The organism is Virgibacillus salarius (assembly GCF_039521925.1).
GTDB lineage: Bacteria > Bacillota > Bacilli > Bacillales > Amphibacillaceae > Virgibacillus > Virgibacillus salarius.
Map to the genome: position 1 here is coordinate 24,115 of NZ_BAAACY010000074.1, position 11,680 is coordinate 35,794.

An 11,680-nucleotide genomic window follows, 5' to 3' on the forward strand; every position below is an offset into this window, starting at 1 on the left:
GGTATTGTTTTAAGATAGCGATAAAGGGAGGTTGATTCAGTTGCAAATTAATGAACAAGCACGAGAAAGTCTTTTATCAGAAGTTAACGGATTAACAGATGAAGAAATAAATAAAAAAGCCTCAGCAGATAGATGGTCAGTAAAACAGATCATGGAGCATCTATATCTTATGGAGGTTGCAATTACAAAAATAATACAACAACAACTCATTACTGGTGATACGGTACATGTTTCAGAAAAGCCAATTCATTTTACAGTTAATCGTTCCGTAAAAGTTGATTCGCCTGATTTCGCAGTACCTAGTGAAGATTTTGTAACATTAGAGGAAATGAAGCAGAAGTTAGCTGCAAGTCATCAAGGATTAAGGCAGTTAAATGAGACAGCGGATAAGAAAACACTTAGGGAGAAATCATATCCACATCCAGCATTTGGAGATTTGAGCCTTGAACAATATATTCCGTTTGTTGGGTATCATGAAAAGCGACATATTGAACAAATTAAAGAAGTGAAAGCAGCGTTCAATAATTGATAAGCTACTTTATTAGGTTCCTTTGGTTCCTTCCTTTTATATCTAATCTAAAAGCCATGGTAATATGCAACCTTTATAATAAGAGCGTAGGGTTCAGTCGTGTTATAAGGAGCTGTCGGGAAAAGTCTCGACAGCTTTTTTATATTCTAAAAAAATATAAAATTTGCCCATATGGATTAATAGGCGCGTGTTGAGTTGTGTCCAGCTCCAGCGCCCAGAAACGAGGTGACATCATGAATCGCCTTAATCTAAGTCATTATCGGATCGCAAGCACATCGTGATTCATTTATCTCCGTTGACTCGCGCCAGTCGTTAGTTTCTAATCAGACGCTTGCGCTTTTGTTCTTTCCTTTTAATTATTCATCACGTTAACTCAGTTCCTTTTATAGCTTTTAAGGAAACGCTTTTGATAAAAACGGCCCGTTGACGATTTCGCATACCAGGGTTGATTTAAAGGGTAATTTTGTCTTTAGCTCTTACTGTTAACAAGTACCAGTGAAAAAGGGTTATCTACTAGCTTGTTCTCCTGTATAATTAAAAGGTGAGGCTAAAAAAGGGGGAGAGTGAGTTTGAAGAAAAAACGATGGATACGTATCGGGTTAGGTCTGCTTGCGATCCTGCTAATAATAGATGTGGTAGCTAGTTTTTATTTTTATAATTTAGCGATTGCTAGAAATGAGAAGGACTTTCTTCAAGACAATTCTGATTTGGAGGTTTCGGCAGAGGCATTAGATGAAATGCTCCAGGGGGATTGGAGGGATTGGGTTCGTGACCAGGATTTTGAAAACTGGGAAATGACTTCATATGATGGTCTTCAATTACAAGGTTATTACCTAAAAGCAGAAGAGGAGACAACTAAAACAGTTATCTTTGCTCATGGTTATTTAGGTCGTGCTACAGATATGGGAATGTTTGGTCAATACTATTATGAGGAATTGGGCTATAATATGTTCACTGCTGATCTAAGAGGCCATGGCGATAGTGATGGTGACTACATTGGTTTTGGCTGGCATGATCGATTAGATTATTTAGATTGGATAAATAAAGTGATCGAAGAACAAGGGGAGGATACGGAAATTGTTTTACACGGTGTTTCTATGGGAGCTGCTGCTGTATTAATGGCAAGTGGGGAAGATTTACCGGATAACGTAAAGGCAATCGTAGCAGATAGTCCGTACACAAGCGTATATGATATGTTTAATTATCAAATGGGAAGAATGTTTCACTTACCAGCTTTTCCAATGCTCCCAAGTACTAGTGTCGTTACTAAAATAAAGGCAGGGTATAGCTTGCAAGAAGCTTCTGCTTTAGAACAAGTAAAAAAGTCGGAAACTCCTATTCTCTATATTCACGGAAATGGAGATACATTTGTTCCAACCCAAATGAGTAAGGAATTATATGAAAATACGAAAAGCGAAGCAGATATGATTACTTTTGATCATGCAGGACATGGGGAAGCATTTGTAACGCATAAAGAAAGATATATAGATAAGCTAACTAGCTTTCTAGATAAATATATCCAGTAATATTAAAAATTTAAAATAATCCTTTGAAGTGAGAGACTGGGAAAATTGACATCATAATCCGAACGGATTTTGATATGCTCCCTTTATAGTAGACTGAGAAATAATAAAAATTCCCGTACTACTATGAAGGGGGGATTTATTATATCAAGGACAACGTGAACGAAGCTTTTTCATTATTTCAGCAAACGCGGTCATGGGTTTAGCTTCTTCCATATAAAGACCGCTTTCTTGCGGGACAGGGTCGTAAGCTTGTGCTTTTCCTGCAGGATAAGGAAGGCTTTGGCAGTGGACATTGCACGCAGAAAAAGTGTTCTTCTTTTTCAAGGGTTCTCCGTATTTTGACTACGCCTCGTATGAACATTTATTTTCATACGAGGCTTTTGAGTTAACTATTTTGTTTCGTCTCAGCTTCCTTCCTAAGATATGTCTGTTAGACCTTAATATGGCTCTCTAAATTTAGCTACGACGAAGGAAGCGTTGCAGTTCGGTTTATGAATGATTAGAATAATAAAGAATTTCCCGATTTATTTGTGCACGAATAATCGGATGACGGTCTCTTGTTCCTGTTATTCTATTGATAAAGGAGGTCATAAGATGGATTCGCTAAAACGGATGAACGATGCGGTCGACTATATAGAAGCCAATCTTATCAATACGATCGATTATAAACAAGTTGCGAAGTTGGCTTATTGTTCAGAGTATCACTTTAAACGGATGTTTTCTTTCCTTGCAGGTATTTCATTATCGGAGTATATCCGTCGTAGGCGCTTAACTCTAGCTGCCTTTGAGCTTAAAGACAAAGAAGCTAAAGTCATTGATATTGCACTTAAGTATGGATATCATTCCCCCGATTCTTTTACCAAGGCATTTCAAAATTTACATGGCTTAACACCTACAGAGGCAAGAGATCATGGGCGTTACCTAAAAGCGTATCCTCGGATGACTTTTCGATTATCAATACATGGAGGAATTGAAATGAATTATCGTATCGAAGAAAAAGCTTCTTTTTCAATCGTTGGACTAAAGAAAAGAGTACCAATTATTTTTCACGGTGTTAATCCAGAGATTGCTGCTATGTGGAAATCGTTATCTGAGGAGAGAATGGATCAACTGAAGGAGCTGTCTAATGTAGAACCAATAGGGATGATTCAAGCATCAACGAGTTTTTCTGAAGGCAGAATGGAGGAAAAAGGGGAACTGGATCATTATATTGGTGTGGCAACTACGAAGGTTTGTCCGGCAACTTTCGTGAAGCTCCATGTTCCTGCGTCAACATGGGCGGTATTTGAAGCAATCGGACCATTTCCAGAAACCTTACAGAGTACTTGGGGACGTATTTATTCTGAATGGTTTCCATCTTCCAATTATGAGCAAGTGGAAGGTCCAGAAATACTTTGGAATGAAAATAGCGATATTCATTCACCTACCTTTAAAAGTGAAATATGGGTACCTGTAAAAACAAAAAGCGTTAAATGATCTGAATAGACTAAGAGGGAAGAGGCTGAGACAAAAGAATGAAGAAATAAACGAACGATGATTTGTTGAAATTAATTATCGTTCGTTTTTTGATCAGAATCATTCTTTAGCACCAAGTGGACCTTCGGACTCATGCTGTTCCCGAGCCGTGCCCGCGAAAAGCGCGTATATTTTCACTGTGCGGCGATGATACTCCTATTGATAATATGATTATTCGTATGTTGAGTAAAGAAAATGTGTTTGACCCAGCCTCTTTTTGTAGTGTTGGAATTTATAAAATCAGCCCATGTGGAAAAATGTGGGCGTGTTGAGCCGCGTTCAGCTCCAGCGCCCAGAAACGAGGCGCTTCAGGAATCGCCTTAATCTAAGTCATCATCGGCTTGCAAGCTACTGTGATTCCTTTATCTTCGTTGACTCGCTCCAGTCGCTACGTTTCTAATCGGGCACTTGCGCTTTTGTTCTGCTGTAGGAGAATCACTATAATCTCATGCAAGTCGTTGTTTCAAAGACTGCTCTATCTACACAACTGCAATATTATGATTACTGTTGTCAATGTTCTGCCTGCTTATCCTCCAGGGGCTTCACTATCACACCCAATCATGACCGGGTTTAAATATTCAGTGATTATACAATATTTCCAGATTAAAATACAATTTAATGAATAAATATTTATAAAAATTCATAAATATACTTGAAGGTTGATTGTTAAACTTCTATAATAATGAATAATCTAAAAAAACGCAGAGGTGAGAATATAATGACAAAAGGTTTTCTTGTTTTAGAAACGGGTGAAACTTTTCCGGGTGATTGGATAGGTTATGAATGCGAAGTTTCTGGAGAAGTAGTTTTTAATACAAGTATGACTGGTTATCAGGAAATGCTTACCGATCCTTCCTATGCTGGGCAAATATTAACTTTATCCTATCCTATTATTGGAAATTATGGTGTTAGTTCAGATAGTCATGAAAGTAATGATCTGCATGTAGCTGGGGTTATCTTAAGTGATATATGTGAAACACCAAGTCATTTTCAATCAGAAATTACATTATCAGAAAGTTTAAAGCAAGCAGCTGTTCCAGGACTTAAAAATGTGGATACACGAACCTTAGTTACCATTATTAGAAAACAGCAAACCGTACGTGGTAAGCTGATTTTAGAAAAAATAGTTCCTGGTTATGGGCATAAGTTTTCTCTTCCAAATAGTCATAAGTTGATAGAACAAGTCAGTGTTAAGAAATCTATTGTTTTAGGAGCAGGTAGCAGCTGTCATGTGGTATTGGTTGATTTTGGCTATAAAAAATCGATTGTGGATGCATTGATAAAACAAGATTGTAAAGTGACAATAGTTCCACATTCCAGTTCGTTTGAAGATATCGAAAAGCTAAATCCTTATGGGGTTATTATTAGTAACGGTCCCGGTGACCCAGAAGATTTAGAACGTTACTTTCCTTTAATAAAAAGACTAACGAGACGTTACCCAACCTTAGGAATTTGTTTAGGGCATCAACTTATTGCTTTAGCATATGGAGGAAAAACTAAGAAAATGTCCTTTGGTCATCGAGGAGCTAATCACCCTATTAAGGATTTATTTACTGGAAAAGTGACAATAACTTCGCAAAATCATGGGTATGTAGTAATAAAGGAAAGTTTAAACCCCAAGTATTTTCAGCTGTTATTTCAAAATGTTAATGATGGTTCTGTAGAGGGACTGAAGCATGTGTCACTTCCGGTGATAACGGTACAGTTTCATCCCGAAGCGCATCCTGGACCGAGTGATGCACATTATATATTCACAGATTTTGTTGAAACAGCCAGAATGACAAGGGGGAAGCAACTATGCGCAACTGTTCATCCTTAAAGAAAGTGCTGGTTATTGGATCAGGTCCCATTGTTATTGGCCAGGCGGCTGAATTTGATTACGCTGGTACACAGGCATGTTTAGCATTGAAAGAGGAAGGTATAGAGGTTATTCTTGCAAATAATAATCCGGCAACAATAATGACCGATAAACACATTGCAGATAAGGTTTATATGGAGCCGTTACAAGTGGAGTCTTTAGCGACTATTATTGCTAAGGAAAAACCAGATGGATTAATTGGTACGTTGGGTGGTCAAACAGGGCTAAATCTAACGATTGCGCTCCATGATCAAGGGATATTAGAGGAACATCAAGTGAACATTCTTGGTACATCTGTACAATCAATTCGTAAAGGGGAAAGTCGTGAAGAATTTCGTCAGCTAATGCTTGATTTACATGAGCCTGTTTCGCAATCAAAGGTAGTTGAAACATTAGAGGAAGGGCTTGATTTTGTAAAAGAAATTGGTTATCCCGTTATATTACGGCCAGCCTATACACTTGGAGGTGAGGGAGGAGGATTTGCTTATAATGAACCTGAATTAATGGATCGTTTACAGAAGGCGTTAGAACTAAGTCCAATTCAGCAAGTTCTAGTAGAGAGAAGTATTAAAGGCTGGAAGGAAATAGAATACGAAGTTATACGTGATGTCAATGATACATGTGTGATTGTTTGTAATATGGAAAATATAGACCCTGTTGGAGTCCATACAGGTGATTCTATGGTGGTAGCACCATCCCAGACATTATCTGATACACAGTACCAATTACTTCGTTCTTCTTCCTTAAAAGTCATTAGAGCTCTGGGGGTAGTTGGAGGTTGTAATATACAATTTGCCTTAAACCCTCATTCAAATGATTATTATATTATCGAAGTAAATCCCCGGGTAAGTCGTTCGTCTGCATTAGCTTCCAAGGCCACAGGCTACCCAATTGCTAGGATTGCAACCAAATGTGCTATAGGGCAACAATTGGATGAAATTATCAATCCAATTACAGGGAATACATATGCATCTTTTGAGCCAGCTCTTGATTATTGCGTCGTTAAACTTCCACGATTTTCTTATGATAAATTTACTGAAGCTGATCGTACACTCGGTACACAAATGAAGGCTACGGGTGAAGTAATGGCTATTGACAGGACATTCGAAGGTGCATTAAACAAAGCAGTACGATCATTAGAATTAAATGTTAATAGTATGCATTGGCCAAAGATGACTCAAATTACTTTTCGCAGGCTTCAAGAATTATTAGAAACACCTAATGATTTACGATTGTTTGCAATCAATGAAGCGTTCAAGCGTGGTTGGAATGTATGGCAAATAAAAGAAATGACACAAATAGACCTGTGGTATTTAAGGAAAATAGAACATATTGTTTTATTCGAGCAATGGGTAGCCAAAAAATCGATTGCCACTATTGACAGAGAAGCATTACAAAAGGCGAAGCGATTTAATATAAGTGACGAGCGCATTGCTTTTTTATTAGGTGTAACGTCAAAGGAGATTAGAGCGAGATACGAAGAAGTCCAGTTAAAACCGGTATATAAATTAGTAGATACATGTGCAGGTGAATTTGATGCTGTAACTCCATACTATTACTCTACGTGGCATGGACAAGACGAAGTAGCAATTAAACGTGATAAGAAAAAAATACTTGTGCTAGGTTCTGGACCAATCCGTATTGGCCAAGGTGTTGAATTTGATTATTGCTCCGTACACGCAGCTTTAGCAGTAAAAAAATTAGGCTATGAAGCAATAGTGATTAATAATAATCCAGAAACAGTCAGTACAGATTATTCCATCGCTGATCGACTTTATTTTGAGCCTTTAGCATTAGAAGACGTGCTTCACGTCGCTCGTAAAGAGGGAGTGGAGGGGGTAATCCTGCAATTTGGTGGGCAGACAGCTATTAATCTAGCAAATGATCTCAAGCGTGAAGGAATAAAAGTTATGGGTACATTACCTGAGCATATTGATCAGATGGAGGATAGAGAACAGTTTTATCACTTGCTTGACACGTTATCGATTGATCATATGAAAGGTGATATTGTTAAAAATTTAGATGAATTAACAGTATCAATAAATGAATTAGGCTTTCCTGTTCTTATACGTCCTTCTTATGTAATCGGTGGACAATCGATGTTTATTTGTAACAATAAATCAGAATTGCATGATATTGTGGATCGAATTCAATATGACACGAATGATCGTTGCTGGCCATTGCTTATCGATTCTTATTTACCGGGTAAAGAATGTGAGATGGATGTCATTAGCGATGGTAGCGATATAGTAGTCCCAGGAATATTTGAACATGTCGAAAAAGCAGGTGTTCATTCTGGAGATAGCATGGCTATGTTTCCACCATTTTCTTTAAGTAAATCTGAAAAGGAAGAAATGACTTTCATTGCTAGACAAATAGCGAGTTCAGTGCCGATTATTGGTATAATGAATATTCAGTTTGTGATTCATAAAGGTGTGGTTTATGTATTAGAAGTTAATCCGCGAGCTTCTAGGACAGTACCTATTATGAGCAAAGTTACGGATATAGCGATGGTTGAGTTAGCAGTAAAGGTTCAGTTAGGTCATTCCATAAAAGAGCTGTCAAGTCAATTGGATTTATGTGCTGAACCAAGTTATGTTACGTTGAAAGCACCAATTTTTTCGGCTGGCAAGCTTAAGGGAGTGGATCATCTATTAGGTCCAGAAATGAAGTCTACTGGTGAAATCATTACCATATCTCAGACAAAAGAGGAAGTTTTTTCGAAGGTCTTATCTATTCATATGAAGTTACATACTACTAAAAAACCACTTATTTTTGTGTCGATTGCTGAGCGAATGAAAGCAGGAAGTTTAGCACGGATTCAGTCATGTATACAAACAGGTGCTAGCATTATGGCAACGCAAGGCACAGCCGATTATCTAGCTTCACATGGATTGACTGTAATAGCTATTCCAAAGGATCGAGAGAGTATTTTTACCGCAGTGGAAAAGCTGAAGCCGGACATTATTTTAAACATTCCGGAACAAGGAAGAAAAAAGGGGAAAATGGGATTCTATCTCCGCGAGCTAGCAGTTCGCTTTCAAACACCTTGTTTTACCAGTTTGGAAACATTTGAAGCACTGGTCATGGGTGGGCAAACAATAAAAAATAATGCTGTGCATGCATTACAGGATTATTTAAACTGCGATTCAAAAAAAGTCAATTCTAAATAATCTAAAGGGAGTAGAGTTGGACATAACTGAAATGGTTCATTCTAAAGATGAATAAATGTACAACTCCGGAATATACGTAGATTCCTCGAAAAAAGAAGCGTGTATTTTTGCGTGCGGTGTACTGCTGCCTTTCCCCTCTCTTATCCTGTAGGAGGAAGGCAGCGGTGAGTTCCCAGTGCGTGAGCTCGGAGACACCGCTCGCACATCATTTCTAGTTGTTCGTTTTTTCTTTGATGAAACACTTTTATACCCATTTCATGCTTTATGGTGTGTCCAGATGGAAGCGATGCTTTAAATATATTGTTCGAACCAACGACAAATATGATTGAGTCGTTCTATACGCATCTCCGGCTTGCCGCTACGACTTAATTCATGACTTGCTTCAGGGAATCGTATAAACTCTACTTCTTTTTCTAAATGCTTTAATGTAATATACCATTGCTCGCCTTGCTCTATCGGGCATCGGAAATCTTTTTCTCCATGTAGGATTAATAACGGCGTTTCCACGTCAGCCGCATATTTTAATGGTGAAATTTCCCAGAGCTTTGCCGGATCATCTAACAAATTCAAACCATGCTCCCATTCTGTAAAGAAAAAACCAATATCGCTTACGCCATAGAAGCTAAGCCAATTGGAAATAGAACGTTGTGTTATAGCAGCTTTAAATCGATTTGTATGACCTACAATCCAATTTGTCATAAATCCTCCATAACTTCCTCCAGTTACACCTAGGCGATTCTCATCGATAAAACTATATGTATGAACAGCGTAATTGACAGCCTCCATCACATCCTGATAATCGCCACCACCATAATCCATACGGCATGCATCGACAAATTTTTGCCCATAACCGTAGCTTCCTCGTGGGTTCGTATACAATACAATATATCCTTTTGCAGCCAATAATTGAAGTTCAAAAAAGAAGGTTTGACCATACATGGCGTGCGGACCACCATGGATCTCTAAGATCATTGGGTATTTTTTTCCTTCTGTAAAGCCGTATGGCCGAAGTAGCCATCCCTGTACTTCCCAGTTATCTTGAGTATTTATTTTTAACGATTCAGGTTCCCCAAAGGCTATTTCGTTCAGTAAAACTTCATTTCCATTGGTAAGCTGAGTAAGCGTTGCATCTTCGTTTAATAAATAAAAATCACCAGGATTAATTGGTGTACTAATACCAAGAATAAGTTTGTCATTAACGCTATTATACGTAAATCCAAAAACATGATTATCTTTATGATAAAGCGTTTGATATTTGCCCTTTAGGTTAATTTGATACAACGCAGTTGCTCCGTAACTAGTTGCAATGAAGAATAGGTGCCTCCCATCCTTATGCCAGGTTGGTCCCGTTGTTGAATCACCTAAACGAGTATCGCCAATCATCGCATCGCCAAGCTGCATATCCCAATCTGTAGTAAGACAAGTTTGCTTAGACGTATGGAGGTCAAAAACATACAATTCCGTTAAGGTTGCGCTCTTATACGCAAATTCGTGACCAAAATACGCAATCTTAGCCCCATCTGGAGAAAAAGAAGCTTGATGATAGGAACCCTTACCTTCAGTCAAATTAGTTATTTCTTTCGTAACGGTATCTAATAAATAGAGATCGTTTGATAATTCGCGATCAGCATTTTCATTTAGATTAGCTGCAAACAAAATCCGCCTTCCATCTGGAGAAACATCTTGAAAGAAATGATCTGTATCAGCATATGTTAATTGCTCTAAAGACCAATCATCGACATTCATTCTAATAATTTGTGTGTTTGTTGTATCATGGAATCCTTTTGCATCTGATTTATATTTTAAACGGTTAACAATAAGTGGTTGTTTGCTTTTTGTTTCTTTTATTTTTTGTTTTTCTTCGCTTGATAATTCCTTTTGGTTATGTATATCGTCATCATTTTCTAATGAAGTGTGAAATAGAATAGATTTTCCATCCTTTGACCAGGTTGGACTTGTAGCCCCATGCTTAAAAGTAGTTAGCTGTTGTGCTTCGCCGCCATCCGTATTAATTAGCCAAAGCTGTGGTAGCCCACTTCTTGTTGATTGAAAGACTGCTTTTTTGCCATCTGGAGAAAAACGAAGATGGCTGTTACTGTCAGCACCGAATGTCCAGGGTGTTGTTGCGCTTGTATCCATCTTTTGATATAAAAGTTGAGATTGATAGTCGTTCTGCTCATTGATAGTAGTAGAAACGAAGGTGAAAGCCTTACCATCTGGAGAAAATTGTGGATCACTGAAAATTTCAAGTTTAGTAATGTCATTTGATGTAAGCGCACGTTTGTGGCTATTCATCATATTACCTCCTTTAAGTATACATGGCAGATAGCTCTGTTTTTAATAGTTTAAACTATTTAGAAAAGAGAATCAATTAGTGCTGCTTTGCTAAAGCAGTGTATGTACAAAATGATTTAGATCTTTTCGTCTTTTAAAAATGAGGATGTGTTTATCCTGATATTTAGAGAGCTTATGGTATATAGTAGGGGCTTTTTTCTTATTAAAGGTACGTACCCAATTAAAAAATTCCCAATCAAGCTTCTCCGGACATCCTTTTCCCATGTCTGAACGTGTTCTATTACGGTATTGAATCCGTCTTTTTACAATGCCGTAAAGACAGTGGATAGTTCGGTAATGTAAAAAAATGATGGTATCTGCTTGTTGCATTCGAATCTCCATTGTCGCGTTATAATTTCCATCAATGATCCACTTATCTTGGCCCATTATCTTTTTTGTCTCTCTAATTAACGTATCTCGATCGATCGGTGTCCAGCCAGGCTTCCAAAATAGTGCGTCCATATGGTAGACGGGAATTTCTAACATTGCTCCTAACTGTTTAGCAAGTGTTGATTTTCCAGAACCACCATTGCCGATAATCATTACTTTCTGCAAAGCTTCTTCCTCCTTCAACTTTTAGAATAAAAAAATAGTATACCACAATATTCAGAAAAGTAGGGGGATATATCTTGAACGTAGGAGAAATATCCATTCTTCTCTTGACGAACGTTTATTTCAATAAGAAAAACGGAGCAAAATTCGCTCAGTCCTTATCACTACATGCTCAGATTTACGCTTCCTCTAG

General features: G+C 37.8%; 7 protein-coding genes. 5 read left to right on the forward strand and 2 right to left on the reverse strand.

All coding sequences use genetic code 11. The features are described from left to right. Positions 1-40 precede the first annotated feature (40 nt). From ABDZ84_RS09845 to carB, 5 genes are all read left to right on the forward strand, one after another. The gene (locus ABDZ84_RS09845) at positions 41-529 is read left to right on the forward strand and encodes a DinB family protein (protein WP_051388248.1); all 489 of its coding nucleotides are present in this window, start codon (positions 41-43) and stop codon (positions 527-529) included. A 569-nt stretch (positions 530-1,098) separates the two neighbouring features. Beyond that, positions 1,099-2,055, forward strand: coding sequence for an alpha/beta hydrolase (locus ABDZ84_RS09850; protein ID WP_026679952.1), 957 nt, complete (start codon positions 1,099-1,101; stop codon positions 2,053-2,055). A 594-nt stretch (positions 2,056-2,649) separates the two neighbouring features. Continuing rightward, positions 2,650-3,531, forward strand: coding sequence for an AraC family transcriptional regulator (locus tag ABDZ84_RS09855; protein WP_026679950.1), 882 nt, complete (start codon positions 2,650-2,652; stop codon positions 3,529-3,531). A 757-nt stretch (positions 3,532-4,288) separates the two neighbouring features. Continuing rightward, entirely contained in the window at positions 4,289-5,389 is a 1,101-nt protein-coding gene (locus tag ABDZ84_RS09860) for a carbamoyl phosphate synthase small subunit (RefSeq protein ID WP_026679949.1), read from the forward strand. Then, the gene (gene carB / locus ABDZ84_RS09865) at positions 5,368-8,601 is read left to right on the forward strand and encodes a carbamoyl-phosphate synthase (glutamine-hydrolyzing) large subunit (RefSeq protein WP_026679948.1); all 3,234 of its coding nucleotides are present in this window, start codon (positions 5,368-5,370) and stop codon (positions 8,599-8,601) included. Before ABDZ84_RS09860 ends, carB begins: the two co-directional genes overlap by 22 nt. A 291-nt stretch (positions 8,602-8,892) precedes the next feature. On the opposite strand, the gene ABDZ84_RS09870 is transcribed toward carB, so the two are convergent. Then, complete coding sequence (locus ABDZ84_RS09870) at positions 8,893-10,896, reverse strand: S9 family peptidase (RefSeq protein WP_343781298.1); 2,004 nt, start codon at positions 10,894-10,896, stop codon at positions 8,893-8,895. A gap of 90 nt (positions 10,897-10,986) precedes the next feature. Continuing rightward, a complete protein-coding gene (locus ABDZ84_RS09875; RefSeq protein WP_026679946.1) occupies positions 10,987-11,490 on the reverse strand; it encodes a DNA topology modulation protein in 504 nt (167 codons plus the stop codon). Between the last annotated feature and the right edge of the window lie 190 nt (positions 11,491-11,680).

Coding starts and splice junctions, on each gene's coding strand:
- ABDZ84_RS09855 (WP_026679950.1), top strand. CDS start 2,650: ATGGATTCGCTAAAACGGATGAACGATGCGGTCGACTATATAGAAGCC.
- ABDZ84_RS09860 (WP_026679949.1), top strand. CDS start 4,289: ATGACAAAAGGTTTTCTTGTTTTAGAAACGGGTGAAACTTTTCCGGGT.
- carB (WP_026679948.1), top strand. CDS start 5,368: ATGCGCAACTGTTCATCCTTAAAGAAAGTGCTGGTTATTGGATCAGGT.
- ABDZ84_RS09870 (WP_343781298.1), bottom strand. CDS start 10,896: ATGAATAGCCACAAACGTGCGCTTACATCAAATGACATTACTAAACTT.